Raw genomic sequence first — 25,951 nt, forward strand, 5'->3', positions numbered from 1 at the left:
TCGTCTCGTCTTCCCCATGGACGTCATGGCGCCGGAAGCTAGTCCACGCCGATGGCCCCGTCCAGGGTGCCTCCGGACGGCGAGGCGGACTCCCGGACGCGGCGGTGACACAGCTCACGTCGGCCGACAGTGCACGTTTCGGCCAGATCGTTCGTCTTCCCTGGTGTCAGCCAGACGTCAGAATCCGAAGTCGCGCGACAGGAGCCGGCCGTTGTCCACCGTCATCGAACAGGCCTTCCAGGCCCGTCTGGTCGCCTCCGCACCCCGCATGGAGACCGTCCCGGCCACGCTCCGCTACGACCGCGAGGACCCGTACGCGGTGAGCATGGCGTTCCCCCCGCCCGCGACGCTCGAGGGCGTCGAGGTCTCGTGGGCGTTCGCGCGGGAGCTGCTGGCCGAGGGCGTCGACGGGCCCGCCGGCATCGGGGACGTCCGCGTGCGCCCGTACGGCTACGACCGCACCGTCGTGGAGTTCCACGCCCCCGAGGGCGTGGCCGTCGTCCACATCAGGACCTCGGAGCTGCGCCGCTTCCTGGAGCGCGCGCAGCGCCTGGTCCCGGCCGGCCGCGAGCACCAGTACCTGGACTGGGAAGGCCTTTAATCGTTTGCCCCGGCCGGTCCGGCCGCCGTACCGTCCTGACCTGACCCTGTCGTCGCCCGATCGGAGAAGGCCGTTGCTCGTCTGAGGTTTCGAGACACCGTGCCGCGCGCGCCTCACTGTGCCGCGTGTGCCGTCTTCGACCTCGGCGTACGAGCTTCCCGCCTGCCCGCGCCCCCGGTGTCTCACCCGTTGCCCCAGCCCACGCACTTGCAACCGGGAGGCCCCCATGGCGACCCATCCCACCTTCATCACCTGCTCCTCCCTCTCCTTCTCCTGGCCTGACGGCACGGGGGTCCTCGACGACTTCCGGCTCGCGGTCGGCCCCGGCAGGACCGGCCTGATCGGTCTGAACGGTTCGGGGAAGTCCACCCTCCTGAAGCTGATCGCCGGTGAACTGGCCCCGACGGAGGGCACCATCCGGACGGTCGGCGAGGTCGGGTACCTGCCGCAGAACCTCGTCCTCGACACGGCGCTGCGGGTCGACGAGGCCCTCGGCATCGCCCGCGTCCGTGCCGCGCTGCACGCCATCGAGTCCGGGGATCCGGCCGAGGAGCACTTCGCGGCGGTCGGCGACGACTGGGACGTGGAGGAACGGGCGCTCGCCGCGCTCGACCAGCTCGGCCTGGGACACATCGGCCTCGACCGGACCATCGGCGAGGTGTCGGGCGGCGAGTCCGTGCTGCTCAGGCTGGCCGCACTGCTGCTGGCCCGGCCCGACGTGCTGCTGCTCGACGAGCCGACCAACAACCTCGACCTGCCCGCGCGCCGGCGGCTGTACGCGGCGGTGGACGCCTGGTCCGGGGTCATGGTCGTGGTGAGCCACGACCGGGAACTCCTCGAGCGCGTCGACCAGATCGCCGATCTGCGCGACGGAGAGGTCTCCTGGTACGGCGGTGCCTACTCCGCGTACGAGCGGGCTCTCGCGGCCGAACAGGAGTCGGCGGAGCGGATGGTGCGCGTGGCCGAGGCCGACGTGCAGCGGCAGAAGCGCGAACTGTCCGACGCTCACATGAAGTTGGCGCGGCGCAAGCGGTACGCGCAGAAGAGCGCGCAGAACAAGGTCGTGCCGAAGATCGTCGCGAACAACCGCAGGAGCGAGGCCCAGGTGTCGGCCGGCAAGCACCGCGCCCTGCACTCCGAGCGGCTCGACGCGGCGAGGGAACGGCTCGACGCGGCGGTCGAGGCGGTGCGTGACGACGACGAGATCCGTATCGAACTGCCGCGCACCACGGTCCCTCCGGGCAGGGGTGTGCTGACCCTGACCGACCTGGAGCTGCGACACGGGGCCTGGGCCGGGACCTTCGAGCTGCGCGGCCCGGAACGGATCGCGCTGGTCGGCCGGAACGGATCGGGCAAGACGACGCTGCTGCGCACCATCGCCGGTGAACTCCCGCCGGTCGCGGGCGAGGTGGAGGCTCATGTACCGCTGCGTTTCCTGCCCCAGCGGCTCGACGTGCTGGACGACGAGCTGAGCGTGGTGGACAACGTCGCCCGGTTCGCGCCCACGGCGACGGCGAACACGATCAGGGCACGGCTCGCCCGGTTCCTCTTCAAGGGGGCGCGGGCGGACCAGCCGGCCGGCACGCTCTCCGGCGGCGAGCGGTTCCGTGCGACGCTGGCGGCACTGCTGCTCGCCGAACCGGCGCCGCAGCTCCTGATGCTGGACGAGCCGACGAACAGCCTCGACATGGCGAGCGTGGGGAAGCTGACGGCGGCGCTGGAGGCGTACGAGGGCGCGCTGATCGTGGCGAGCCACGACGTGCCGTTCCTGGAGTCGCTGGGCATCACCCGGTGGCTGCTGCTCGACGGCACGCTGCGGCCGACGACGGCCGAGGCCGTGCGGGACGGACTCCTCCTCTCGGAGCCCGGCCGAGGCGAGGCCCGCCGGGCGGACCAGGAGTAGCCCAGGCGGCAGGAGGAGAGGCCCCTCTCACCGGAGCGAGTCCGGAAGGGGGGCCTCCGTCACGGGCGCGGCCTCTCCCCGCGGGAGCCTCGCGAGAGGCGGGCATCTGCTCTGCGTAGCCATGATCACGACACGGGAGCGGCGCCGAACCTGCGTGACCTGGGTCTCTGTCCACCCCTCGACAGCTGCGCACATAACGGAACGTAACCGGACATCGCCGAGACGGGCTTGGCCGACCGCCTTACGGAGCCTTAACCTACGGTTTCGTAACCTACGAATGCGTAGGTATTTCGTCCCCTTTCCCCGTCCCCCAGGAGTCCCCGTGACGCTCACCTCTCCCCACCTCGGCAGCTCGACGGGGTGGACGGACGCCCGCCTGCTGTACGCGCTGGAAGAGGTCGTCGAGAAGGAGCTCAACCGGCACCTCAAGGTCACCAAGGACTGGATGCCGCACGAGTACGTGCCGTGGTCCGACGCCCGGAACTTCCCCGGTTTCTTCGAGGACGGCGAGGCCTGGGAGCCCGCCCAGTCCAAGGTGACCGAGATCGGCAAGATCGCCCTCGTGGTGAACCTGCTGACCGAGGACAACCTGCCGAGCTACCACCACGAGATCGCCAGCCTCTTCGGCCGCGACGGCGCCTGGGGTACCTGGGTGCACCGCTGGACCGCCGAGGAGGGGCGCCACGGCATCGTGATGCGCGACTACCTCCTGGCCTCCCGCGCCGTCGACCCGGACAAGCTGGAGCAGTTCCGGATGGCGCACATGAGCGAGGGCTTCGAGTCGGACAACCGCCACTCGATGCTGCACTCGGTCGCGTACGTCGCCTTCCAGGAGCTCGCCACCCGGATCTCGCACCGCAACACCGGCCACCAGTCCGGCGACCCGGTCTGCGACCGGATGCTGGCCCGGATCGCCACCGACGAGAACCTGCACATGGTCTTCTACCGCAACCTCCTGGGCGCGGCCTTCGAGATCGCCCCCGATCTGACCATGCAGGCCGTGCGGGACGTCGTCGTGAACTTCCGGATGCCCGGACACGGCATGCCGGGTTTCGAGCGCGCGGCCGCGCAGATGGCGATCGGCGAGATCTACAACATGCGCATCCACCACGACGACGTCCTCCAGCCGGTGCTCCGCTTCCTCAAGGTGCTCGACATCGACGGCCTGGGGCCGGAGGGTCTGAAGGCCCAGGAGGAGCTGGGGCTCTACATGAGCGGCCTGGACAGCGAGGCGAGCAAGTTCGACGAGAAGCTCGCCGCCCGCAAGGCCCGCATGGCGGCCCGCGCGGCCGGCTGAGCCCCGCCCCGCACGCCGCGCCGTCGGCCACCGCGTCCCGGAGGCACGGTGGCCGCGTGCGCACCGCGTCGCGGCGGCCGGGTCACCAGTCCGCCACGGCGTAGTCCTTGAGGAACACCCCCGAGACCGGCTGCCCCGCCTCGCCGCGCACGATCGGGTCGTAGATCCGCGCCGCGCCGTCCACGACGTCCAGCGGCGTGCGCGTGCCCACGGCGGCGATCCGCGCCTTGCGGGGCGCCGGGTTCTCGTCCGTGATCCAGCCCGTGTCGACAGTGCACATGTGCACGCCCCGCTCGGCGAGTTCGGCGGCGCTGGTACGGGTCAGCATGTTGAGGGCGGCCTTCGCCATGTTGGTGTGGGGGTGGCCGCCCGTCTTGTTGCGTACGGCGAACCGCCCCTCGACGGCCGACACGTTCACGATGTACCGGCGCGGCCGGGGCGACGCGAGAAGCAGGGGCAGCAGCCGGTCGCAGAGCAGCGTCGGGGCGACGGCGTTGACCAGCTGCGTCTCGAGCAGCTCGGCGGCGTCCAGGTCGCCGAGCCGTACGGACCAGGAGTTCGTGGCGGAGAGGTCCGGCAGGAGCCCGGCCTCGTCCGGCTCCAGACCGGCCAGGACCGGTACGCGGTCGGCCGTCTCGTACCCCGGCGCGGGGATGACGCCCGGCGGCAGCGCCTCCCGCTCCCCCGCGGCGAGCAGGGCGTACGACTCCGGGGGCCGGCGTATCGTCTGCGCGGCGTTGTTGACGAGTATGTCCAGGGGGCGTCCGTCGGCCAGCAGCCGCTCGCAGAGGCCCAGGACCTGGCGCGGGTCGCGCAGGTCGATCGCGACGACGGTGAGCCGGTCCATCCACCCCCCGCTGCCCTCGGCGGCACGGAAGCGGCGCAGGGTGTCGTGCGGGAAGCGGCTGGTGACGAGCAGTTCGGCGCCGTCGCGCAGCATCATGAGCGCCAGCTGGAAACCTATCTTCACCCGGCCTCCGGTGAGCAGCGCGCGCCGCCCGGTCAGGTCGGCGGACAGGGCGCGGCGTGCGGTGTTGTCGGCGGCGCAGGACGGGCAGAGCCGGTGGTAGAAGGGGTCGGCCCGCCGGTAGGACGTCTTGCAGACGTAGCAGTGCCGGGCCCTGAGGAACTCGCCAGGCGAGCCGCCCTCCACCGTCGCGAGGGGCGCGTCCTCCCGCCGGTCGAGCGCGCCGGTCGCGGTGCGCGCGGTCAGCCTGGCGTCGGCGGCGGCCAGCTCGGCCCTGCGGGCCTTGCGGCGCTTGTTGCGGCTCTCGCGGGCGAAGGTGGCGGCGATCTCCTCGCCGCGCATCCGGGCGGGATCGGTGAGGGGCAGCGTCCGCAGCCTGCCGATCGTCCGGCCGAAGGCGGCCAGTTCCTCGTCCGTGACACGCGTGTGATGGGGCTCCATGGCTGGGTGATCGTAGTGCCGGTCATGGTCTCCCGGCATCCGGATATCGCCCCGCCCACCGGCGGTGGGCGGCGGCCCGCCCCCGCGTCAGGCCGGGCCGCGCTTCAGCCGGAAGCGCTCCTTCTCCGAGAGCCCGCCCCACACGCCGAACCGCTCGTCGTGCGCCAGGGCGTACTCCAGGCACGCCACCCGCCCCTCGCACGCCCCGCAGAGCTGCTTCGCCTCGCGCGTCGAGGAGCCGGGAGCCGGGAAGAAGAACTCGGGTCCGGCCTGGGCGCACAGGGCGTTCTCCTGCCAGGACATGTCGGGGGCCGGGGCGGTCAGTACGGTGGTGTCGGTCTGCATGGCCGACACGCTGCCCGGTGGCCGTAAACGGCCCATCAACGTTCGATCAATGCGGCGCGCCGGGCCGGGATCCCCGGGCATGGACCGGCCGGAACCGGAGCGGCGGGACCGGCCGGGCCCCGAGGGAGGCGAAACGGTCGGCCCCGGCCCGCCGCCGACCTCGACCGGGGACGCCCGCCTCCGGCGGCGGGCCGTCCCTGTCGGCGTGAGGGGTCAGGGGCCCGCGAGGACGGTCAGCAGCCGGGCGACCTCGGCCGCGACCGCGTCCCTCGCCGGGCCGAGGTATGTGCGGGGGTCGGCGACCGAGGGGGACGCCCGCAGACGCTCGCACGCGGTGCGGGTGAATATCTTGTTGAGGTGGGTGGAGATGTTGACCTTCGTCATCCCCGCCGCGACGGCCTTGGCGAGGCCGGCGTCGTCGACACCCGAGGAGCCGTGCAGCACCAGGGGCACCTCCAGCGAGCCGCGCAGCCGGGCGACGAGAGCGAGGTCGAGGACGGCGTCCCGGGTGAGCATGGCGTGCGAGCTGCCGACGGCGACGGCCAGGGCGTCGACGGCCGTGGCCGCGGCGAACGCGCGGGCCTCGTCGGGGTCGGTGCGGACGCCGGGTGCGTGCGCGCCGTCCTTGCCGCCGACCTCGCCCAGCTCGGCCTCGACCCACACGTCCGCCCGATGGCACCGCTCGGTGACGGCACGGGTCGCGGCGACGTTGTCGTCGTAGGGGAGCCTGGACGCGTCGAACATGACGGAGGTGAAGCCGAGTTCGACCGCCTCGGCGACCAGCTCCGCCGACTCCGCGTGGTCGAGGTGGACGGCCACCGGCACGGCGGCCGATCGGGCCAGGGCGAGGGAGGCGAGCCCGATGGGGGTGAGCGAGCCGTGGTAGCGGACGGTGTTCTCGCTGATCTGGAGGATGACGGGCAACGCCGCCCGCTCGGCCCCGGCGACGATGGCCTCGGCGTGCTCGATCTGGATGACGTTGAACGCGCCGACTCCGCGGCGGGTGGCGTGGGCGGGCCGGACGATGTCGCCGGTGGACGTCAAGGGCATGCGGGTTCTCCCCAATGCGGTGGTGGGGCGCCGGCTTCCGCCGCCGGCGCCGGCCTCGCGGCCGAGGGGGTCACGCGGGTCCGGTGCCGAGGATCACGGAGCGGGTGAGGTTGCGGGGGCGGTCGGGGTCGTAGCCCCGCGCCTCGGCGAGGCGAACGGCCAGACGCTGGGCGACGATCAGGTCGGCGAGCGGGTCGAGGGCGTCGGCCCCCTCCCCGGAGCGGGAGACGAACAGCCCGCCGACCCGCGCGATGTCGTCGGCGAGGCCGTCCGGTGCGGGGCCGAACAGCCAGGCGACACGTCCGGGGCCGGTGATGCTGATCGGGCCGTGGCGGTACTCCATGGCCGGATACGCCTCGGTCCATGCCCCGGCGGCCTCGCGCATCTTCAGGCCGGCTTCCAGGGCGAGGCCGTAGGTCCAGCCCGTGCCGAGGAACGTGAACTGCTCGGCACCGGTCACCTCGTCGCCCAACGGCAGGTCGAGGGCGCGCCGCGCGTCCTCGACGGCCCGCGCGAGCGTCCGCACGCCGGCCGGCAGGGCCTGTTCGGCCTCCAGGTGCGCGCGGAGCAGGACCAGCGCGGTGGTCGCGAACCGGGTCTGTACGACCGACTCCTCGTCGGCGAAGTCGAGGACGGCGACGGCGTCGGCGGCCGTCATGACAGGCGTCGCCGGGTCCGCGGTGAGGGCGGAGGTCGCGACGGTGCCGCCGGTCCGCGCCAGCAGGTCCAGGACCTCCGTGGTGGTGCCGGACCGGGTGACGGCCAGGATCCGGTCGTAACGGCGGCCGGCCGGGAACTCGGAGGCCGCGAAGGCGTCGGTCTCCCCGTGGCCGCCGCTCTCGCGCAGCCGTGCGTAGGCGTGGGCGATGAACCAGGAGGTGCCGCACCCGACGACGGCGACGCGCTCCCCGCGCCGGGGCAGGACGTCGGCGAACGAGGCGACGGACCGGGCCGCCCGCCTCCAGGTCTCGGGCTGCGAAGCGATCTCGGCGGCGGTGCGGGACGTTTCGTGAGCGGTCACGCGGAGTCCTTGCGCTCGGAGGGGCGGTGCGGGGCGGGAATCCCCTCGCATGCTGCGCCAAGAACATCAGGAGTGTCAATTATTGCGCGAAAGACCGCACTAGCAAGCATCTACAAGTATGCGGGGGGGCGGAAGGGACGGTGGAGGGGTGGCCGGGGAGCCCTGCGAGGCCGGCGAGGCCGGGCGCGCGCCTCCGTCGTCGACGGGCGGCCCGACCGGGTCGGGTCAGCCGGTCGACGCGCGGATCCCGGCGTTACGATCATCTCCGCGCATGTCCCCCAAGGGACGGGCGGCCCAGCAGCCGGAAGGCGGTGCCTCACCCCTCGACGCGCGGCACTCGGGTACCAGGCGGAGGGGAAGCGCGCATGTCCAGGCAGGAGCGGTGGAGCAGGCTGCTGGAGTTGCTCGCGGTCGACGGGAAGCTGGAGGTCGAGGGCGCGGCCGCCACGCTGGCCGTGTCACCCGCGACCATCCGGCGCGACCTCGACGAACTCGCCGAGCAGCGGCTGCTCGTGCGCACCCGGGGCGGGGCCCTCGCGCACGGCGTCTCGTACGAGCTTCCCCTGCGGTACAAGTCAGCGCGTCAGGTCTCCGAGAAGCAGCGCATCGCGGGCGCCGTGGCGGATCTGCTCACTCCGGGGGACGTCGTGGGGCTCAACGGCGGCACCACCACCACGGAGGTGGCGCGGGCACTGACCCTCCGGGCGGGAGGCGGAGCGGCGGAGCGCGGAGACGGCCCGTCCGGGCCGGTGTACACCGTCGTCACGAACGCGCTGAACATCGCGAGCGAGCTGGCGGTCCGTCCGCAGTTCAAGATCGTGGTGACCGGCGGCGTGGCACGACCCCAGACCTACGAGCTGGTGGGCCCGCTGACCCAGGGGGTCTTGGACCAGGTGGTGCTCGACGTCGCCGTCCTCGGCGTCGACGGGATCGACCCGCGGCTCGGCGTCATGACGCACCACGAGGACGAGGCCGGCGTCAGCAGGCTCCTGGCGGAGCGCGCCCGCAGGGTGATCCTGGCGGCGGACTCGTCCAAGATGGGCAGGCGGGCGTTCGCCAGGATCTGCGGCCTCGACACCATCGACGTGCTCGTCACGGACGCGGGCGTCGCTCCCGACATGGCGGCGCGGCTCACCGACGCGGGCATCGAGGTCGTCAGCGTCTGAGGCCGTCGACCCGCGATCCGGGGGCGGCACATCCCCGGGGCGTGTCTCAGTCGGCGGCCTTCCTGGCCCGGCTCGGCTGCACCCGCTTCGGCTCGCCCGGCATCTTGGGGTACTCCGGCGGGTACGGAAGGTCGCCCAGGCCGTGGTCGGCCTCGTCGCGGCGGGCGAGGTCGAGGAGCGACTCCAGACCGAACCGGTGGTCGTCCATGTCGGCGTGGACGTCGCCGACGTCGGCGTAGCGGGCCGGCATCGACCGGATGTCGAAGTCCTCCGGTACCGCGTCGTCGACCTCGTCCCAGCGCAGCGGTGCGGAGACCGGGGCGTGCGGACGGGGCCGTACCGAGTAGGCGGAGGCGATGGTGCGGTCGCGGGCGGTCTGGTTGTAGTCGACGAAGATCTTCTCGCCGCGCTCCTCCTTCCACCACTTGGTCGTCACGCGTTCCGGCATCCGGCGCTCCAGCTCCCGCCCGCAGGCGATCGCGGCCCGGCGCACCTGGGTGAAGGTCCACCGGGGTTCGATCGGCACGAAGACGTGGAGGCCGCGACCGCCGGAGGTCTTGGGCCAGCCGCGCAGCCCGGCCTCGTCGAGGACGGCGCGCAGCTCGTGGGCGGCGCGGACGGCGTCGGCGTAGTCCGTGCCGGGCTGCGGGTCGAGGTCGATGCGCAGCTCGTCGGGGTGCTCGGTGTCGTCGCGCCGGACCGGCCAGGGGTGGAAGGTGACGGCGCCGAGGTTGGCGGCCCAGATGACGGCGGCGGGTTCGGTCGGGCACATCTCGTCGGCGGAGCGGCCGCTGGGGAAGGTGATGTGCGCCGTGGGGATCCAGTCGGGCAGGTATGTGGGGGCCCGCTTCTGGAAGAACGACTCGCCCGTCACCCCGTCGGGGTAGCGCTCGAGGGTCGTGGGGCGGTTCCGCAGGGCGCGGGTGATCCCCTCGCCGACGGCCAGGTAGTAGGTGACCATGTCGAGCTTGGTGTAGCCGTGCTCGGGGAAGTACACCTTGTCCGGATTGGACACGCGTACGGTCCGCTCGCCGACTTCGAGTTCCACCGCTGCCGCCTTGCCTGCCATGCGTGTCAGCGTAGGGCTCGCCGCCAATCCCCGCATACCGGACAATCGAGCCATGGATCTGCCGGTGATGCCGCCCGTGAAACCGATGCTGGCCAAGTCGGTGAAGAAGATTCCGCCGGGGATGCAGTACGAGGCCAAGTGGGACGGCTTCCGTGCCATCGTGCACCGCGACGGCCCCGAGCTGGTCATCGGCAGCCGCACGGGCAAGCCGCTGACCCGCTACTTCCCCGAGCTGGCCGCGGCCCTGACGGCCCGGCTGCCCCGGCGGTGCGTGGTCGACGGCGAGATCGTCATCGAGCACGACGGGCGGCTCGACTTCGACCGGCTCAGCGAGCGGATCCACCCCGCCGACTCGCGCGTGCGCATGCTGGCCGAGAAGACCCCTTCGCGTTTCATCGCCTTCGACCTGCTCGCCCTCGGGGACGACTCCCTGCTCGACACGCCGCTGACGGAGCGGCGGGCCGCCCTGGAGGAGATCCTGCGCGGGGTGGACGCGCCGGTCCACCTCGCTCCGGCGACGACCGATCCCGAGGTGGCCGCGCGCTGGTTCGAGCAGTACGAAGGCGCAGGACTGGACGGGGTGATCGCCAAGCCGCTCGATCTGCCGTACCGGCCGGACGCCCGCCTGATGTACAAGATCAAGCACGAGCGGACCGCCGACGTGGTGGTGGCGGGCTACCGCTTCCACAAGAGCGGCCCGGTCGTCGGCTCGCTGCTGCTCGGTCTGTACGACGACCTCGGCGCCCTCCAGCACGTCGGTGTCTGCGCGGCCTTCACCGCCGCGCGGCGGGCGGAGCTGGTCGAGGAGCTGGAGCCGCTGCGCATGGAGCCGCCCGACGGCCACCCCTGGGCGATGTGGACCGAGGAGTCCGCCCACGAGGGGGCCCGGCTGCCGGGAGCGCCCAGCCGCTGGTCGGGCAAGAAGGACCTGTCCTGGGTGGCGCTGCGGCCCGAGCGGGTCTGCGAGGTGGGCTACGACCACATGGAGGGCGACCGGTTCCGCCACACGGCGCAGTTCAAGCGGTGGCGCCCTGACCGGACACCGGAGTCCTGCGGGTACGCGCAGCTGGAGGAGCCGGTGTCGTACGACCTCTCCCAGGTCCTGGCGGGGTGACGCAGGACGCGACTCCCGGGATGCCCGTCGCGTCGGGCCGGGCGTGTGACGGCGCGGAGGTGGTGCCTTCCGGCGTCAGAGGGAGAGCGCCTCGATCTCGGAGGCGTTCGCCCCTCGGGGTCTCCTGTTCGCGGTGCGCGGCGGGGAGGCGCCTGGATCGTGGAGTGACTCCGCGGTGAGATCACTCGCCGGTACGAAGAATTCGACCGTCCGTGCGCGATTCCCCGGGGACTCCTGTCGAACCGTCAAGCGGGCGGGCAAGGAGGTGAGATGCTTCACATTCCCCCTTGATCGAAGCGCGCCCGAACGCGGAATCCCGGCCCCCTGTTCGGTGCACATCCGAGCGACCGGAAGCGCCGGTCCCGCGCGAAGATCGCCCCACGCGTCACGCACCTGCGAGAACGCCCCGCGCCGCTCCGCGCACGTCCGTCCGCGCGCGCCGAGCCCCGGTCCGCACGCCCCGCCGAACGGCCCGGGGGCCGTTGCCCCGCGCGGACATCCCCGTCGACGAACCCGCATGCTCATCCGGTAGGTATGAGGAGATACCCCGCTTCGACACCGGACCCACAAGGACTGACCCGTGATCACCTCGCCCTCGCGCCTCGTTCCCGTCCCGATTCCCGACCGGGTGGCCGCGATGATCGGTTCCTGCCTGCCGCTCCACGTCCTCCAGGCGGAGGTCGACGCCGACAGCGCGGCGCGTGAGGTGTACCGGTTCCGGGGCCCGCTGTGCGCGGAGGACCGGGCGGACCGCGAGCACGCCCTGGCGACGCTGGCCCGCGCCAACAAGATCCTGGCCAAGCACCACCCGCTGCTCCCCGTGCGCCCGGCCTGACGACGGCGGCACGCCGACCGGTCGCGGCAAGCGCGCGCCGCGCGGGCGCTTGCCGCGACCGGGCGGGTGACCGCGTCGGGGCGCGCGGCCGCGCTGCCCGCTCCGGGCCGCTCGGGGTGACCGCGTCGGGGCGCGCGGCCGGGCCTGCCGGGGGGTGACCGCGACCGCACCGGTTCGGCGGTCCCCCGCATGCGTGCCCCCGCGCCCGGTGTGAGGCTGCCAGGGTGACGACCCTCAGCGAAGCCGCGCCCGCGCCCCCGGCCGCCGAGCCCCCCGTGCTCGACGGCCGCCGCCGCAACATCGTCTTCGGCACGATCATGCTCGGCGTGCTCCTGGCGGCGCTGGACCAGACGATCGTCGGCACCGCCCTGCCCACCATCGTCGCGGACCTGGGCGGCGCCGCCCACATGTCCTGGGTGGTCACCGCCTATCTGCTGGCCGAGACGGTGGCCACGGTCCTGGTCGGCAAGTTCGGCGACCTCTTCGGCCGCAAGGTGATCTTCCAGATCTCCGCGATCATCTTCATCACCGGTTCGTTCCTCTGCGGCCTGGCCACCAACATGACGCTGCTGATCGTCTGGCGCGGCCTGCAGGGGATCGGCGCCGGTGGTCTGATGGTCACCTCGATGGCGCTGATCGCGGACGTGATCCCGCTGCGCGAGCGCGGCAAGTACCAGGGCGCCATCGGCGCGGTCTTCGGCGTGTCCACCGTCATCGGTCCTCTGCTCGGCGGCCTCTTCACCGACCATCTGACCTGGCGCTGGGCCTTCTACGTCAACGTGCCGATCGCGGTCCTGGTCGTCATCGCCGCCGCCCGCACCATTCCCTCCGTACGCTCCGCGAGCCGGCCGGTCATCGACTACGCCGGCATCGCGCTGGTCGCCGCCGGTGCCAGCGCCCTGATCCTGGCGACCAGCTGGGGCGGCAACGAGTACGCCTGGGGCTCCGGTGTCATCATCGGACTCTTCGCCGGCGGTCTGATCGCGCTCGCGCTGTTCTGCCGGGTGGAGACCCGGGCCGCCGAACCGATGCTGCCCATGCGGCTCTTCGCCAACCCGGTCTTCACGGTCTGCTCCGTGCTGAGTTTCGTCGTCGGCTTCGCCATGCTCGGCGCCATGACCTTCCTGCCGACGTATCTCCAGTACGTCGACGGGGACTCGGCCACCGTCTCCGGTATCCGCACCCTCCCCATGGTCGTCGGCCTGCTCATCGCCTCGGTCTTCAGCGGGAACGTGGTGAGCAAGACTGGCCACTACCGGATCTTCCCGATCGCCGGCTGCGCGGTGATGGGACTCGGCCTGTACCTGCTCTCCCTGATGGACACCGGCACCAGCGCCTGGCTCGAGTCGCTGTACATGTTCGTGCTGGGCGTCGGCATCGGTCTGTGCATGCAGGTGCTGACGATCGCCGTGCAGAACACCGTGGAGTACGCCGACCTCGGCACCGCCACCTCGGGCGTCACCTTCTTCCGTACGCTCGGCAGCGCCTTCGGCACGGCCGTGTTCGGGACGATCTACACCAACGCGCTGCGGCCCAACCTCGCGGAGGGGATCGGCTCCGCCGCCGCGGTCTCGGGCACCCAGGACCCCTCGGTCATCGCCCGCGCCGCCGAGAGCCCGTCCGGGCTGCACGGGCTGCCCGACGAGGTGGCGGCGCCGATCGTGCAGGCGTACGCGGACACCCTGCACACCGTCTTCCTCTGGACGGTCCCGGTCGCCGGGGTCGGCTTCGTCGTGGCGCTCTTCCTCAAGCAGGTGACGCTGCGGGACACCGCCCGCGCGTCGGCGCCCGACATGGGCGAGGGCTTCGCCTCCCCCACCACCTCGGGCGATTCGGCCAAGCTGCTCGAACTCTCCGTCGGCAGGATCATGCGCGGGACCGACGTGGACACCGCCCGGCGGGTCGTCGTCGGTTCCGACACCCGGCTCGACCCGGCGGGCGCCTGGGCGGTGATGCAGGTCGAGCTCTTCACCCGGCTGGTCGGGCACGCGAGCCTCGGCCTGATCGCGACGGGGCGCCGGGTCCCTCCGGAGGTACTGCTCCCGGTCTTCGACCGGATGGTGGACGAGGGGTTCCTCACCCGGGACGGCTCTCTGCTCTCGCACACCCCGGCGGGCAAGCGCGAGGCGGACGTGATCACGCACGCCTGGTCGGACTGGCTGAGCGCCCGGATCGAGCAGGAGCAAGGCCGCCCGAGCGGGCCCGAGCTGCGGGCCGCGACGGACGCGATCGCGAAGAAGCTGATCGCGGAGGACCTGGCGAACGGCTTCCCGAGGGGCGAGCGCGCGCCCGTGGGCGCCACCTCCGGCTGAGGCGGCGGGCACGGCGCGCGCCCGCCCCGGTCGGCCGGGCCCGCGCCCGGGGGTGCGGCCTCAGTCCGCGTCGGCGAAGTCCCCGTCGACGTACACCCATCCGCCCTCGTGGCGCGTGAACCGGCTGTGCTCGTGGAGGGATCCCGGCGTGCCGCCCTGGGTGTAGCGGGCGAGGAAGGTCACCGTTCCCCGCTGGTGGAACGCCGTGCCGTCGGTCGTCTCCCGGATCTCGAGCCCCGTCCAGCGCAGTGACGGGTCGAAGTCCACCTCGGCGGGGCGTGTCCGCGGCGCCCAGGTGCGCAGCAGGTACGCCTCGTCGCGGACGACGAAGGCGCTGTAGCGGGAGCGCATGAGGACTTCGGCGGTCGGAGCCGCCGCGGCACCGGAGTGGAAGCGGCCGCAGCATTCTCCGTACGGCGCGGCGAGGCCGCAGGGGCAGGGCGAGTCCGCGGTCACGGACGGTGCGGCGGGCTTCTTGGGGCGGGTGGCGCGTCGGGACATGGACCCATTGTCGCCCGGGCCGCGGGGGCGGGATCGCGCCATGTGTACGGACGGGCTCGCGCGACGCTTCCGGGGGCAGGTGGGCGCCCGTATGCTCCTGCGCCGGACGTGAGGGTTACCACCGGTAAAGGGGTTGGGGCATGGAGCGTGCGTCGAGTTCACGTCGGACCTTCGTGGCGGGCGCCGCCGCCGTCACCGGCGGGGTCGCCCTCGGCGCCGTACCCGCGGCCCAGGCCCAGGCGCGGACGCCGGCGGCCGGGGCGGGGACGCCGGTGTCCGTCGCCGTCCTCGGCGGCGGGGTCGCGGGACTGACCGCCGCCCACGAACTGGCCGAGCGGGGCTTCGCCGTCACCGTCTACGAGCGCCGGGCGCTCGGCGGCAAGGCCCGCTCCATGGACGTCCCCGGCAGCGCGCGCGGCGGCAGGCGGCCGCTCCCCGCCGAACACGGCTTCCGGTTCATCCCGGGCATCTACCACAACCTGCCGGACACGATGCGGCGCATCCCCTTCCCCGGGAACCCCAACGGCGTCTGGGACAACCTCGTCGCGCCGGCGGAGATGGCCTTCGCCCGCACCGGCCGCGAGGACCTGCGCATCCCCCTCCCGTGGCCGGGCCACCGCCCGGCCGAGCTGACCCTCGACGAGATCCGCCGGGCGCTGACCGGCCTCATGGAGACCGCGCGTTCGATCCCGCTCCACGAGGCCGCGTACTTCGTGAACCGTTTCCTCGTGTTCCTCACCAGCTGTGACGAGCGCCGCGACGACACCTGGGAGCGGACCCCCTGGTGGGACTTCCTGCGGGCCGAGCGGATGAGCTACGACTACCAGCGCATCCTGGCCGTGGGCCTCACCCGCAACATCGTCGCGACCAAGGCCGAGGAGGCCAGCACCCGCACGGTCGCCACCCTGCTGGAGGCCTTCGCCTTCAACGCCCTGGGGCGGGGCGCCGACGGACCCCTCGACCGGATCCTCGGCCTGCCGACGAACGAGGCGTGGATCGACCCGTGGGTCACCCATCTGGCCTCGCTGGGCGTGGAGTTCCGCGTCGGATGGACCGTTCGGGAGATGGCCTACGACTCCGGGGCGGGGCTGATCTCCGCCGCCGTCGTCGAGGACCCGCAAGGGGCCCGCCGCTCGGTGACCGCCGACCACTACGTCTCCGCGATGCCGGTGGAACACGCCCGGCGGACCTGGGGCGCCGCGCTGCGCGCCGCGGATCCGCAGCTGGCGCGGTGCGACCGTCTGGAGACGGACTGGATGACGGGCATCCAGTTCTATCTGACCGAACGCGCCCCGCTGCTCGCCGGGCACGCCAACCTCATCGACTCACCCTGGTCCCTGACGTCGATCCAGCAGGCCGGCCACTGGCCGTCCCGGGACTTCCCGGCGGACTACGGCGACGGCGCGGTCGTGGACTGCCTCTCGGTGGACATCTCGGAGTGGGACCGGCCCGGCGTCCTCTACGGCAGGACGGCGAAGCAGTGCACCCGCGCCGAGGTCGCCCGGGAGGTGTGGGCCCAGCTGAAGGCCGCGTTCAACGACACCGGCCGTGCGGTGCTGAAGGACAGTGCCCTGCACTCCTGGTTCCTCGACCCCGGCGTCGACGGCCTCGGCACCCCGAACCCGACCAACGACGACCAGCTCCTCGTCCACCCGGTCGGCACCTTCCACAACCGCCCGCAGGCCGCCACGCGGATCCCGAACTTCTACCTCGCCGGCGACTACGTGGCCGTCGACATCGACCTGGCCACGATGGAGGGAGCCAACGCCTCCGCCCGCCAGGCCGTCAACGCCCTGCTCGACCGGACGCGCTCGTCCGCCGCCCGGTGCACGGTCACGCCGCTCTTCCGCGCCCCCGAACTGGAGGGGCTCAAGCGGCACGACCGGCTGCGCTACGCGCTGGGCCTGCGCAACGCGCTCGACGTGGGCTGAGGGCCCGCGCCCGCCCGGCGGCCGCCGCCCTCAGGGCCGGTGGCGCAGCGGATGCCCCTCGGGCACCTCGACGACCGCGATCCGGACCCCGTCGGGGTCAGCGAGCCACATCTCGACCAGCCCCCACGGCTCCGTCACCGGCTCTCCGATCACCTCGACGTCCTTGCCCCGCAGCTCCTCCCGCACCGCCCGCACGTCGGCCACCTGCATCCAGAGCCGCAGCTCGGGCGGTGCGGCCGGCGCGGCGGCGGCCCTCCCCGACAGCTCCAGGAAACCACCGCCGAGGAAGTAGACCGTCCCCCGCTCCGGGCCCGTGCCGAACTCCCGGTACACCGCGAGACCGAGCGACTCGCCGTAGAAGCGGCGGGACCGCTCGGGATCGGCCGGGCGGAGGAGAATCCTGCTGCTCAGTACATGCATCCGAGTAGCGTACGACCATGAGACTGACGATTCTCGGAGGCGGCGGATTCCGGGTGCCGCTCGTGTACGGCGCCCTCCTCGGGGACCACGCGGAGGGCAGGGTCGGCCATGTGACGCTGTACGACCTCGACGCCGGACGGCTCTCGGCCGTGGCCCGGGTCCTCGCCGAGCAGGGGGCCGGGACCCCGGACGCGCCGGAGGTGTCGGCGACGACGGATCTGGACGAGGCCCTGCGCGGGGCCGACTTCGTCTTCTCCGCCATCCGGGTCGGAGGCCTCGAAGGGCGCGCGGCCGACGAGCGGATCGCGCTCGCCGAGGGGGTGCTCGGCCAGGAGACGGTCGGGGCGGGCGGGATCGCGTACGGCCTGCGGACGGTGCCGGTCGTGACGCACATCGCCCGGCGGATCGCCGAACTGGCCCCGGACGCCTGGGTCATCAACTTCACCAACCCGGCCGGTCTGGTCACCGAGGCCATGTCCCGGATCCTGGGAGACCGGGTCATCGGCATCTGCGACTCCCCGGTGGGCCTCGGCCGCCGGGTCGCCCGCCTCCTCGGGGCCTCCCCCGAGGATGCCTGGATCGACTACGTGGGCCTCAACCACCTCGGCTGGCTGCGCGGCCTGCGCGTCGGCGGCCGCGACCTCCTGCCCCGGCTGCTCGCGGACGACCGGGCCCTCGGCTCCTTCGAGGAGGGCAGGCTGTTCGGGCCGGAGTGGCTGCGCACGCTGGGCGCGATCCCCAACGAATACCTGCACTACTACTACTTCAACCGCGAGGCGGTGCGCGCCTACCGGGAGGCGGAGCGCACCCGGGGCGCCTACCTCCGGGAGCAACAGGGCGGCTTCTACGCGGAGATGGGCAATCCGGACACGCCCGCGCTGGCCACCTGGCGGCGCGTCCTCGCCGACCGCGAGGCGACCTACATGGCGGCCAACCGGGAGGCGGCGGGCGTCGGCGAGCGCGACGAGGACGACCTGGAGTCGGGGGGCTACGAGAAGGTGGCACTCGCCCTGATGCGAGCGATCGCGCGCAACGAACGCGCCACCCTGATCCTCAACGTCCGCAACCGCACGACCCTCCCGGTGCTCGACCCGGACGCGGTCATCGAGGTCCCCTGCTTCGTGGACGCGGCCGGCGCACACCCGGTATCCGTGGCCCCGCTGCCGTATCACGCGGTGGGCCTGGTGACGGCGGTCAAGGCGGTCGAGCGCGAGGTGCTCGCCGCGGCCGAGAGCGGGTCGCGAGGCACCGCGGTCAAGGCGTTCGCCCTGCATCCGCTGGTCGACTCGGTGTCGGTGGCACGCCGCCTGGTCGACGGCTACACCGCGGAGCACGCCGGACTGTCCTACCTCCGAAGCTGAGCCGTACGGCCGACGAACATCTTTACGCCCCTGGGGGCGCGGCCTACGCTCGCGCCCCATGACCTTTCCTGGTACACGCCTGCGCAGGGCGACGGCCGGCCTCGGCGCGGCCGGTCTGCTGACCACCGCTCTGGTGGCGGCCGGACCGGCCGTCGCCGGACCGGCCGCCGTGGGACCGGCCGCCGCCGCGGGCTCCGGCTCATCCCCCTCCCCCGCTCGGGGCCCGGGCTCCTTGACGGAGGGAGCCACCGTCGTCCCCGTCCAGACCACCGGCCCCGCCGACAAGCGGTTCAACCTCGTCGTCATGGGCGACGGTTACACAGCGGACCAGATGGCCGAGTTCCGGTCGGACGTCGACGAGCACCTGGGCGTGCTGTGGAGCATCGAGCCCTTCGCCTCGTACCGCTCCTACGTCAACGTGTGGGCGGTGGAGGTCCCCTCCCGGGAGTCGGGCGTGGACTGCGATCCGGGCCTCGACGCACCGACGCGCGACACCCCTCTGGACATGGGCTTCTGGGGCGGCTGTGATCCGGACAGCGTCCAGCGGCTGCTCACGGTCGACAGCGGCCGGGCCGCCGCGCTCGCGGATCTCGTCCCGGGCGCCAGCGGCGCCAACCGGCAGATCGTGGCGCTCGCCAACAGCGACACCTACGGCGGCGCGGGCGGCAGTTACGCCACCGCGTCCGGCGGCAACGCGCTCTCCTCCCTCATCACCCCCCACGAGATCGGTCATTCGCTGGGCGGGCTGCAGGACGAGTACGACTACTACGCCCGGGGCGTCCCCGGCGGCGCGTACTCCGGCCCGGAGCCCGCGTCGGCCCACCACACGCTGCTGACCGAGCGTGCGATGCGCGAGCGGCGCGCCAAGTGGTGGCGGTGGCTGGGCGAGGAGAGCGAGTCGGGCGGGACCATCGGCCGGCACGAGGGCGGGCTGTACAGCACCCAGGGAGTCTGGCGTCCGAGTCGGCACTCCCTGATGAAGACCCTCGGCTACGCCTTCGACCAGGTGGAGCGGGAGGTCATGGTCCAGGCGATCTCGGCGAAGGTGGACCTGATCCAGGACCACACGCCGAACACCGCTCCGATCGGAGCCGACCGGACGGTGTGGGTGGACCCCCTGCACCCGGTCGGGGGCCGTCTCGACGTGGTGTGGAGGCTGGACGGCCGGCCGTTGCGCACCGGGGGCGCACGCACGGTGGATCTGCGCCCGCTCGGCCTCTCCCCCGGCACCCACGCGCTGACGGCCACGGTGAGCGATCCGACTCCGTTCGTCCGGGACCCCGCGGTCCGGGCCTCGGCCGCCCTCACCCGTACCGTCGGGTGGACCGTGGACACCGCGCTGACCACACCCCGGGACGACGCCAGGGCCGCCTTCAACGGCCACACCCCGACGGAGTCCCCGGTCGGCGCACGGTCGGTGGTGTACGCCGACACCACCCACCCGACGCACCGCACGCCCTCCGTGCGGTGGGCCATGGACGGCCGGACGGTCGCCGTACGGGGCAACGACCGTGACCTGGACCTGTCCTCGCTGCGGCTCGCTCCCGGGACGCACACGCTGACGGCCCGCATCCCGGGCACGACGGCGGAGTTGAGGTGGACGGTGGACGCCCGTCCGGCCTCGGTGTCGTACGAACTCTCACCGCCGCTGCGGACGGTGGAGCGCCCCGGACGCCCCGTCGAGTACGTGTACGACGGGGAGTTCACGATGAGGCTGTCGGCCCGGGACGACCGGCGGGGCTTCGTGGTGAGCCAGTTCCGCGTGGACGGCGACGGCTGGTACACGTACTACGGCTGGCCGACGGACGCCGACGGGCCCTTCCGCTTCTCCCCGAGCGGTACGGTCGTCGACGACCTCGTCTACGGCAAGCTCGGCCGGAGCCGCGCGGTCCCCTGGGACGACGCGACGCCGGACTACGGCACGCACCGCGTGGAGTACCGCGCGATCGACGCGGCCGGGAACGTCAGCGCGGCGAAGAGCTTCCTGGTCACCCTGGTGAAGCCGGGGAGCCGGACCTCGTGACCCGCGGCAGGAGCGACGCACCGGCCGAGGGGCCCTGACCGACGGGAAGGACCAGACCGACGAGAGGGACCTGACCGACGGCGAAGCCCGCGGGCCGTGAGGCGCGCGGGCTTCGCCGGACACCGGCGGTACGCCTCTGGCGGCCGTACGGACCGGGCGTACGGCCGGAGCCGTCGGTCGGAGCGTACGGACCGGGCGTACGGCCGGAGCCGTCGGTCAGAGCTTGCGGGCGACGCCGGCCCAGCCCGGGATCGGGTCGTCCCCCTGCACCGGAACGGGCTCGCCCAGCTCCGGGTGCCATTCGGCGGTGAGGACGACGCCGGGCTCGACCGGCTCCATGCCGTCGAAGAACGCGGCCAGTTCGTCGCGCGAACGCGGGCGCAGGGTCAGGCCCCGCGCCTTGTACATGGCGACGGCCCGCGCCGCACCCTCGGGGTCGAAGTCCCCCGTGACGTGCGACAGGACGAGGTAGCTCCCGGGTGCGAGCTTCTCGACGATCTTGCCGACGAGGTCGTAGGCACCGTCCTCGTCCCCGACGAAGTGCAGCAGCGCCAGCATCGAAAGGGCTATGGGCTGGTCGAAGTCAAGGACCTTTCCAGCCCTTTCGAGGATGACCTCGGGCTCACGGGCGTCCGCCTGGATGTACTCGGTGGCCCCTTCGGGCGTCGAGCGCAGCAGGGCGGCCGCGTGCGCGAGGACGATCGGGTCGTTGTCGCAGTAGACGATCCGCGACTCCGGCGCGACCTGCTGGGCTATCTGGTGCAGGTTGGGCTCGGTCGGGATGCCGGTACCGATGTCCAGGTACTGGCGTACGCCGTTGGCGCCCAGCCAGCGGATGGCGCGGTGCATGAAGGCCCGGTTGACGCGGGCCATGTCCCGGCCCCGGGCGTCGACGGTGAGGAGCTGGCGGGCCATCTCCTCGTCGACGGGATAGTTGTCCTTGCCGCCCAGGAACCAGTCGTACATCCGCGCCGGATGCGGCTTGCTGGTGTCGATCCGTACGGCTGCGGGGTCCTGGGTCATCGGCGCTCCTGGTCGGCGGAGAGGAACTGGGGTCGGTGGAGCAAGAGTTACGCGACGGTAGGGGTGTGACGGAAGAGGTCAGGTCAACAGAAAGTCGGCTTGACCGGATTTCGCTCCTTGAATGAAGGCGGCGATCTCCCCGTGCGTGTAGATGAGCGCCGGTCCCTCCGGGTCTGCGGACTGTCGCACGGCGACTCTGCCGTCGGCCAGCTTCATGGCCTCCACGCAGTTGCCCCCGTTGCCGCCGCTCCACGGCTTGTGCCATCCCTCGGCACCGAGATCCGCGGCGGGCATGCCGTTGTATATGCGATCCATTCACAGCTCCTTGCGGAGATCCCGGAAGATCTCCTTCGTACGTTGTGCAGTCGCGGCCTGGGCCGCCATGCGGTCCATGACCTCGAGGTGGGAGGCCACCTCCGGGCGCGCGTCGAGGTAGACGGCGCCGGTCAGGTACTCGCTGTAGACCATGTCCGGGAGTTCGGGCATGGCGAAGCGGAAGAGGACGAACGGTCCGTAGGTGCCGGGGTGGTGGCCGGACGCGAACTCCGCGATCTGCAGGGTGACGTTCGGCAGCTCGGACGCTTCGAGCAGCCGGTCGAGCTGGTCGCGCATCACCTGGGGCCCGTCGCCGACCGGTCGGCGGAGCACCGTCTCGTCCATGATCACCCAGAACTTCGGTGCGTCGTCCCTGGTCAACAGGGACTGACGCTCCATCCGCAGGGCTACATGTCGCTCGATGTCCTCGGCATCACTGCCGCCCACCGCCCCGCTGCGCAGAATGGCACGGGCGTACGACTCGGTCTGGAGCAGACCGGGGATGAACTGTGGTTCGTAGGCCCGGATGAGGCTCGCGGCCCCCTCCAGGCTGACGTACATGGAGAACCAGCCGGGCAGCACGTCGTGGAACCGCTGCCACCAGCCGGGAAGGTTCGCCTCCTCGGCGAGGGCGATGAACCCCTCCGCCTCGGATTCGGTGATGCCGTACGCCTTCAGCAGCAGCTGGACGTACGGGATCTTCAGCGCGACCTCCGCGGTCTCCATCCGCCGGATGGTGGCCGGGGCGACCCGGAGGACCTTGGCGGCTTCCTCACGTTTCAGGCCGGCCCGCTCGCGCAGGTCCTGAAGCCGCTTGCCGAGAACGACCTGTCCCACCGTGGGGGCGGACCGCGGCTCGCTCACTCTCAGACCTCCCCGACGCGCTGTTTGGACCGAGTGTGCCATGAAGAGAGGACAGAGAGAACACGGCACTCTGCAATTTTCAGAGTGCCACTTGCCAAGTGTCCGCTTCGGGAGCAGAGTATTCCGGTGAACCAGTACGCGCTGCTGCCGCGCGCCGCCACGGTCGGGGCGACGTACGGCACTGCTTACCCACTGTTGTGAGGAACCGGTCGTGGCTTCTGGTAACGCGCTCCCCTCAGGCCTTATGAGCCCTCGCGTCACGACCCAGCGCCCACGGACCGATACCCCCCGCAGCGCTTCCCCTCGCGCCGGCGCACCGCGCGCCGACATCCGCCGCTTCGCCTTCGAGCTGCCCGCCCGCACGGTGTCGGTGGCACGCGCCCGCAGACTGGCGGAGGAACGCCTCATTCTGTGGGGCTGCGATCCGGAGATACGGGACACGGTGACGCTCATCGTCTCCGAACTGGTCACCAACGCGGTCGTGCACACCGCGAGCGCCCACGTCGTCTGCGAACTCCGCGAGGGCGAGGAGCAGTTGCGCATTGCGGTACGCGACGAGGGCGGACCCGCCGATCCGCGGATACGCGACTGCGGCGAGGAGGAGCGGGGCCGGGGCCTGGTCCTCGTGGACGCCTTGTGCAGCGCCTGGGGCGCGGACAGCACCGGTCACGGGACCGCCAGAATCGTCTGGGCGGAACTGGCCCACGGCACGGGTCAGTCGTGCTGAGGTCGATGGCGACGCTGCTCACGCCGCGCTCCCGCCGCTCCCCCGACGCCGGTTCGACCCGCCTGGTCGTCCCCTCGCAGTTCCGTACGGCACTGGGCTGTGACGCCGTCGGCGTGCCGGCCCGCTACGGCTTCCGGGTACTGTCCCGGCTGCCCGCGAAGGGCTGTGTGTACGCGGACAGTGACTGGTGGTGGTGGCTGGTCCCCGCGGGCTCCGACCTGGACCTGAGGTGGCCACTGCCGGCCTGCTACGCCCCGGAGGCGGAGATCCCCGACCGGGGGCCCCGGCTGATCCACCACCCGGACGGCACGTCGCCGTACACCCCGCCGATCCCCCTCTATCTTCTCGCCTGCCAGCTCACGGGCACCTCCCCCTCCTGGCCGCCCCTGCACAGGTCCGCCGACGGCGTAGTGTCGGCACATGTTCTCCCCCCAGGGTCCGACGGCCCGTGAGCTGATGGTGCAGGCGCTCTCCTCGGTGGAGCGCGGCTACGACCTGCTGGCCGCCCGGTTCGACGAGACCCCTTTCCGCACCTCGGACCGACTCCTTGCCGCGGTGAGCGACGCGCTCCTCCCTCTGGGGCCCTTCGGGAGGGGCCTCGACCTGTGCTGCGGCACGGGCGCCGGCCTCTCCGTCCTCGAAGCGGTGTGCACGGACGCGATCACGGGCGTCGACTTCAGTACGGGCATGCTGGCCGAGGCGCGTCGGGCCCATCCGGCGGCCACCCTGGTCCGTGCGAACGTGCTGGCACTGCCCTTCACCTCGGTCTTCGACCTGGCGGTCAGTTTCGGCGCCTTCGGCCACTTCCTCCCGAAGGAGCAGGGGCCGCTCTTCGCCCGGGTCCACGCCGCCCTCCGTCCGGGCGGCACGTTCGCCTTCCCCCTGCCGGCCCCGCCGCGCGTCGGTTCGCTGCCGTACTGGACCCTCTTCGGCTTCGACGCCGTCATGCGGGTACGGAACGCGGTGCGGCGGCCGCCGTTCGTCATGTACTACCGGACCTTCCGTCTCGCGGACGTCCGGGCGAATCTGGAACGGGCGGGGTTCACGGTGGAGCTGCTGCCGATGGAGTCCCTGGGGCGCCGGGACGACGGCAGCCCGCAATGCCGTCTGGTGGTGGCCCGCCGGGCATAGGCGCCGAGAGGGGAGGCGCTACGGCGAAAAGCACTGGTCAACGACGAGAAGTGCCGGTCGAGAGAACTCGACCGGCACTTCCGTTGGTGTCCGAGGGGGGACTTGAACCCCCACGCCCGATAAAGGGCACTAGCACCTCAAGCTAGCGCGTCTGCCATTCCGCCACCCGGACCGGGTGTGCCGCTTCGGGGTGTTCCCCGCGGCGACATGGATAACTCTACCAGGGGTTCGAGGTGCCTTTCACCGGTGTTTCCCGTGGTCAGTGGGGTGCGGGCACCCCCGGGTCCGTGATCCGGGCCACGGTCGCGCGAGGGTCGCACGGACTGTCATGGCGCGCGTACGCCGGGTAGCGCGACCGGGTCCTCGGCCGGCACCCGGCCCCATGCGCTCCCGGTCGGGCGGGCTTCCGTTCGCCGCGTGGGCGAGGCTGCTCCCGGGTCAGCAGTCCCTCTCGCGCAGGGAGTGGAGGTGCGCGCTGGACTTGCGGGCGAAATCGAAGGACTCGACCGGGTTGTCGCGCTCGGCCTGCCAGTGGTGGGCGTGGCGTCCGTGGTGGGTGCGGTTCACCGCCGAGACGAAGCGCCGGTAGTCGATGTCCCCGTCGCCGACGTCCGACATGCGGTAGCCGTCGCGGACGGAGTCGTCGCGTTCGCCGTCCTTGACGTGGAAGAGCGGATAGCGGTGGGGCTGGTCGAGGACGTAGCGCAGCGGGTCGAAGGGGGCGGGGGTGCCGTCGGCGCGGCGGGAGAAGCGGTGCTGCGCGACGTACGCCCAGTAGACGTCCATCTCCAGGTGGACGAGGTCGGGGTCGGTCTCGGCGAGCAGCACGTCGTAGAGGCGGACGTCCGGCTGGTCGGTGGCGAAGGAGAACTCCTCGGCGTGGTTGTGCTGGTAGAACTTCATGCCGCGCCTCCTCGCCTCGGCGCCGTAGTGGTTGAACTCCTCGGCGCAGCGCTTCCAGCCGTCGACCGTGGCGCCGTGACGCCAGGGTCCGGAGGCGGTCCCGATGTGCGGGAGACCGAGCGCCTCGGCGTCGTCGAGGACCTGGGTGAGGTTCTGGGCGAAGGTGTAGGCCGTGGGGTCGGAGGAGGAGTGGCCGACGTGGCTGCCGATGCCGCGCAGGCCGTGGTCGCGGGTGAGTCGCGCGAGCTGCGTGAGGGTGAGGGGGCCGGCCGAGCCCTGGGTGTAGCCGGCGAACTCGACCTCGTCGTAGCCGTACTTCTTCCGCTCGGCGAAGACGGTCGCGAAGCCGAGCGTGGAGACCTTGTCACGCAGGGAGTAGAGCTGGATGCCGAGCCGGCCCGGGGGCAGGACGGGGCGGCCCCGCCCGCCGCCGCGGGCGGCGGGGTCGGCGGCGATCGCGGTGGGGGCGGCGGTCGCGGTGGGGGCGGCGGCGCCGAGGAGCGCCGCGGCGGTGGTGCCGGCGGCGACGCCGAGCATGTTCCGTCTGCTGAGCCTACGCGTGAGATCGGTGTCGGCGGACGTGCTGGGGATACGGCGGCGGCTGCGGCTCATCTGTGGACAACTCCGGATC

At 72.4% G+C, this 25,951-nt stretch carries 24 protein-coding genes and 1 tRNA gene; 13 read left to right on the forward strand and 12 right to left on the reverse strand.

Annotation, left to right across the window (positions count from 1 at the left end):
• The first annotated feature begins 211 nt into the window (after positions 1–211).
• The 3 genes from AB0K65_RS06485 (at position 212) to AB0K65_RS06495 (ending at position 3,801) form a co-directional block, all read left to right on the forward strand.
• Positions 212–601, forward strand: coding sequence for an SsgA family sporulation/cell division regulator (locus AB0K65_RS06485; RefSeq protein ID WP_365714601.1), 390 nt, complete (start codon positions 212–214; stop codon positions 599–601).
• 226 nt (positions 602–827) lie between these two features.
• A complete protein-coding gene (locus AB0K65_RS06490; RefSeq protein WP_365714602.1) occupies positions 828–2,504 on the forward strand; it encodes an ABC-F family ATP-binding cassette domain-containing protein in 1,677 nt (558 codons plus the stop codon).
• Between the two features lie 322 nt (positions 2,505–2,826).
• The gene (locus AB0K65_RS06495) at positions 2,827–3,801 is read left to right on the forward strand and encodes an acyl-ACP desaturase (protein ID WP_365714603.1); all 975 of its coding nucleotides are present in this window, start codon (positions 2,827–2,829) and stop codon (positions 3,799–3,801) included.
• A gap of 82 nt (positions 3,802–3,883) precedes the next feature.
• Here AB0K65_RS06495 and AB0K65_RS06500 read toward each other — a convergent pair whose 3' ends face one another.
• The 4 genes from AB0K65_RS06500 to AB0K65_RS06515 form a co-directional block, all read right to left on the reverse strand.
• Positions 3,884–5,209 carry an SDR family oxidoreductase gene (locus AB0K65_RS06500; protein ID WP_365714604.1) on the reverse strand — a complete coding sequence of 442 codons (1,326 nt, stop codon included), beginning with the start codon at positions 5,207–5,209 and terminating at the stop codon, positions 3,884–3,886.
• 87 nt (positions 5,210–5,296) lie between these two features.
• Positions 5,297–5,554: a WhiB family transcriptional regulator gene (locus AB0K65_RS06505; protein ID WP_365714605.1), complete on the reverse strand. Its 258-nt coding sequence runs from the start codon at positions 5,552–5,554 to the stop codon at positions 5,297–5,299.
• A gap of 213 nt (positions 5,555–5,767) precedes the next feature.
• Entirely contained in the window at positions 5,768–6,604 is an 837-nt protein-coding gene (locus tag AB0K65_RS06510) for a class II fructose-bisphosphate aldolase (RefSeq protein ID WP_365714606.1), read from the reverse strand.
• Between the two features lie 70 nt (positions 6,605–6,674).
• Positions 6,675–7,625, reverse strand: a complete 951-nt coding sequence (locus AB0K65_RS06515; protein WP_365714607.1) for a sugar isomerase — start codon at positions 7,623–7,625, stop codon at positions 6,675–6,677.
• A gap of 365 nt (positions 7,626–7,990) precedes the next feature.
• Between AB0K65_RS06515 and AB0K65_RS06520 the strand changes: the two genes are divergently transcribed.
• Positions 7,991–8,791 carry a DeoR/GlpR family DNA-binding transcription regulator gene (locus AB0K65_RS06520; RefSeq protein ID WP_365714608.1) on the forward strand — a complete coding sequence of 267 codons (801 nt, stop codon included), beginning with the start codon at positions 7,991–7,993 and terminating at the stop codon, positions 8,789–8,791.
• Positions 8,792–8,837: 46 nt separating this feature from the next.
• Here AB0K65_RS06520 and ligD read toward each other — a convergent pair whose 3' ends face one another.
• The gene (gene ligD, locus AB0K65_RS06525) at positions 8,838–9,860 is read right to left on the reverse strand and encodes a non-homologous end-joining DNA ligase (RefSeq protein ID WP_365714609.1); all 1,023 of its coding nucleotides are present in this window, start codon (positions 9,858–9,860) and stop codon (positions 8,838–8,840) included.
• Between the two features lie 52 nt (positions 9,861–9,912).
• Between ligD and AB0K65_RS06530 the strand changes: the two genes are divergently transcribed.
• The 3 genes from AB0K65_RS06530 to AB0K65_RS06540 all read left to right on the forward strand — a co-directional run bounded on the left by AB0K65_RS06530 (position 9,913) and on the right by AB0K65_RS06540 (position 14,121).
• The gene (locus AB0K65_RS06530) at positions 9,913–10,974 is read left to right on the forward strand and encodes an ATP-dependent DNA ligase (RefSeq protein ID WP_365714610.1); all 1,062 of its coding nucleotides are present in this window, start codon (positions 9,913–9,915) and stop codon (positions 10,972–10,974) included.
• A gap of 583 nt (positions 10,975–11,557) precedes the next feature.
• Positions 11,558–11,809, forward strand: a complete 252-nt coding sequence (locus AB0K65_RS06535; RefSeq protein WP_365714809.1) for a hypothetical protein — start codon at positions 11,558–11,560, stop codon at positions 11,807–11,809.
• Between the two features lie 224 nt (positions 11,810–12,033).
• Positions 12,034–14,121: an MDR family MFS transporter gene (locus AB0K65_RS06540; protein ID WP_365714611.1), complete on the forward strand. Its 2,088-nt coding sequence runs from the start codon at positions 12,034–12,036 to the stop codon at positions 14,119–14,121.
• A 60-nt stretch (positions 14,122–14,181) separates the two neighbouring features.
• Here the strand turns inward: AB0K65_RS06540 and AB0K65_RS06545 are convergent, their stop codons facing one another.
• Positions 14,182–14,622 (reverse strand): YchJ family metal-binding protein, encoded by a 441-nt coding sequence (locus AB0K65_RS06545; RefSeq protein ID WP_365714612.1) that lies wholly within the window; start codon positions 14,620–14,622, stop codon positions 14,182–14,184.
• A gap of 140 nt (positions 14,623–14,762) precedes the next feature.
• On the opposite strand from AB0K65_RS06545, the gene AB0K65_RS06550 reads away from it, so the two are divergent.
• Positions 14,763–16,553, forward strand: coding sequence for an FAD-dependent oxidoreductase (locus AB0K65_RS06550; RefSeq protein WP_365714613.1), 1,791 nt, complete (start codon positions 14,763–14,765; stop codon positions 16,551–16,553).
• A 30-nt stretch (positions 16,554–16,583) separates the two neighbouring features.
• On the opposite strand, the gene AB0K65_RS06555 is transcribed toward AB0K65_RS06550, so the two are convergent.
• Positions 16,584–16,973: a VOC family protein gene (locus tag AB0K65_RS06555; protein ID WP_365714614.1), complete on the reverse strand. Its 390-nt coding sequence runs from the start codon at positions 16,971–16,973 to the stop codon at positions 16,584–16,586.
• A 17-nt stretch (positions 16,974–16,990) separates the two neighbouring features.
• On the opposite strand from AB0K65_RS06555, the gene AB0K65_RS06560 reads away from it, so the two are divergent.
• Together AB0K65_RS06560 and AB0K65_RS06565 are read left to right on the forward strand one after the other, a co-directional pair.
• Positions 16,991–18,334 carry a 6-phospho-beta-glucosidase gene (locus AB0K65_RS06560; protein ID WP_365714615.1) on the forward strand — a complete coding sequence of 448 codons (1,344 nt, stop codon included), beginning with the start codon at positions 16,991–16,993 and terminating at the stop codon, positions 18,332–18,334.
• 58 nt (positions 18,335–18,392) lie between these two features.
• On the forward strand, positions 18,393–20,357 hold the full coding sequence (locus tag AB0K65_RS06565) for a M64 family metallopeptidase (RefSeq protein ID WP_365714616.1): 1,965 nt from the start codon (positions 18,393–18,395) through the stop codon (positions 20,355–20,357).
• Positions 20,358–20,573: 216 nt separating this feature from the next.
• Here the strand turns inward: AB0K65_RS06565 and AB0K65_RS06570 are convergent, their stop codons facing one another.
• The 3 genes from AB0K65_RS06570 to AB0K65_RS06580 all read right to left on the reverse strand — a co-directional run bounded on the left by AB0K65_RS06570 (position 20,574) and on the right by AB0K65_RS06580 (position 22,559).
• Positions 20,574–21,380: an SAM-dependent methyltransferase gene (locus AB0K65_RS06570; protein ID WP_365714617.1), complete on the reverse strand. Its 807-nt coding sequence runs from the start codon at positions 21,378–21,380 to the stop codon at positions 20,574–20,576.
• A gap of 78 nt (positions 21,381–21,458) precedes the next feature.
• A complete protein-coding gene (locus tag AB0K65_RS06575) occupies positions 21,459–21,695 on the reverse strand; it encodes a DUF397 domain-containing protein (RefSeq protein WP_137992288.1) in 237 nt (78 codons plus the stop codon).
• Complete coding sequence (locus AB0K65_RS06580) at positions 21,696–22,559, reverse strand: helix-turn-helix transcriptional regulator (protein ID WP_365714618.1); 864 nt, start codon at positions 22,557–22,559, stop codon at positions 21,696–21,698.
• Positions 22,560–22,803: 244 nt separating this feature from the next.
• Here AB0K65_RS06580 and AB0K65_RS06585 point away from each other — a divergent pair, with 244 nt between their 5' ends.
• The 3 genes from AB0K65_RS06585 to AB0K65_RS06595 are packed head-to-tail and all read left to right on the forward strand — an operon-like array spanning position 22,804 to position 24,417.
• Complete coding sequence (locus AB0K65_RS06585) at positions 22,804–23,286, forward strand: ATP-binding protein (RefSeq protein WP_365714619.1); 483 nt, start codon at positions 22,804–22,806, stop codon at positions 23,284–23,286.
• 5 nt (positions 23,287–23,291) lie between these two features.
• Complete coding sequence (locus AB0K65_RS06590; protein ID WP_365714620.1) at positions 23,292–23,738, forward strand: hypothetical protein; 447 nt, start codon at positions 23,292–23,294, stop codon at positions 23,736–23,738.
• Positions 23,707–24,417: a methyltransferase domain-containing protein gene (locus AB0K65_RS06595; protein WP_365714621.1), complete on the forward strand. Its 711-nt coding sequence runs from the start codon at positions 23,707–23,709 to the stop codon at positions 24,415–24,417. Before AB0K65_RS06590 ends, AB0K65_RS06595 begins: the two co-directional genes overlap by 32 nt.
• 84 nt (positions 24,418–24,501) lie before the next feature.
• Here AB0K65_RS06595 and AB0K65_RS06600 read toward each other — a convergent pair.
• Positions 24,502–24,589, reverse strand: a tRNA-Leu gene (locus AB0K65_RS06600).
• A gap of 266 nt (positions 24,590–24,855) precedes the next feature.
• Complete coding sequence (locus AB0K65_RS06605) at positions 24,856–25,932, reverse strand: sugar phosphate isomerase/epimerase (protein ID WP_365714622.1); 1,077 nt, start codon at positions 25,930–25,932, stop codon at positions 24,856–24,858.
• Between the last annotated feature and the right edge of the window lie 19 nt (positions 25,933–25,951).

It is taken from the genome of Streptomyces sp. NPDC053755 (assembly GCF_040677675.1).
Lineage (GTDB): Bacteria > Actinomycetota > Actinomycetes > Streptomycetales > Streptomycetaceae > Streptomyces.

Bases quoted from the DNA above. Each gene is read 5' to 3' on its own strand.
- AB0K65_RS06490 (WP_365714602.1), top strand. From the start codon at position 828: ATGGCGACCCATCCCACCTTCATCACCTGCTCCTCCCTCTCCTTCTCC.
- AB0K65_RS06500 (WP_365714604.1), bottom strand. From the start codon at position 5,209: ATGGAGCCCCATCACACGCGTGTCACGGACGAGGAACTGGCCGCCTTC.
- AB0K65_RS06505 (WP_365714605.1), bottom strand. From the start codon at position 5,554: ATGCAGACCGACACCACCGTACTGACCGCCCCGGCCCCCGACATGTCC.
- AB0K65_RS06510 (WP_365714606.1), bottom strand. From the start codon at position 6,604: ATGCCCTTGACGTCCACCGGCGACATCGTCCGGCCCGCCCACGCCACC.
- AB0K65_RS06520 (WP_365714608.1), top strand. From the start codon at position 7,991: ATGTCCAGGCAGGAGCGGTGGAGCAGGCTGCTGGAGTTGCTCGCGGTC.
- ligD (WP_365714609.1), bottom strand. From the start codon at position 9,860: ATGGCAGGCAAGGCGGCAGCGGTGGAACTCGAAGTCGGCGAGCGGACC.
- AB0K65_RS06530 (WP_365714610.1), top strand. From the start codon at position 9,913: ATGGATCTGCCGGTGATGCCGCCCGTGAAACCGATGCTGGCCAAGTCG.
- AB0K65_RS06545 (WP_365714612.1), bottom strand. From the start codon at position 14,622: ATGTCCCGACGCGCCACCCGCCCCAAGAAGCCCGCCGCACCGTCCGTG.
- AB0K65_RS06550 (WP_365714613.1), top strand. From the start codon at position 14,763: ATGGAGCGTGCGTCGAGTTCACGTCGGACCTTCGTGGCGGGCGCCGCC.
- AB0K65_RS06555 (WP_365714614.1), bottom strand. From the start codon at position 16,973: ATGCATGTACTGAGCAGCAGGATTCTCCTCCGCCCGGCCGATCCCGAG.
- AB0K65_RS06560 (WP_365714615.1), top strand. From the start codon at position 16,991: ATGAGACTGACGATTCTCGGAGGCGGCGGATTCCGGGTGCCGCTCGTG.
- AB0K65_RS06565 (WP_365714616.1), top strand. From the start codon at position 18,393: ATGACCTTTCCTGGTACACGCCTGCGCAGGGCGACGGCCGGCCTCGGC.
- AB0K65_RS06570 (WP_365714617.1), bottom strand. From the start codon at position 21,380: ATGACCCAGGACCCCGCAGCCGTACGGATCGACACCAGCAAGCCGCAT.
- AB0K65_RS06575 (WP_137992288.1), bottom strand. From the start codon at position 21,695: ATGGATCGCATATACAACGGCATGCCCGCCGCGGATCTCGGTGCCGAG.
- AB0K65_RS06585 (WP_365714619.1), top strand. From the start codon at position 22,804: ATGAGCCCTCGCGTCACGACCCAGCGCCCACGGACCGATACCCCCCGC.
- AB0K65_RS06590 (WP_365714620.1), top strand. From the start codon at position 23,292: ATGGCGACGCTGCTCACGCCGCGCTCCCGCCGCTCCCCCGACGCCGGT.
- AB0K65_RS06595 (WP_365714621.1), top strand. From the start codon at position 23,707: ATGTTCTCCCCCCAGGGTCCGACGGCCCGTGAGCTGATGGTGCAGGCG.
- AB0K65_RS06605 (WP_365714622.1), bottom strand. From the start codon at position 25,932: ATGAGCCGCAGCCGCCGCCGTATCCCCAGCACGTCCGCCGACACCGAT.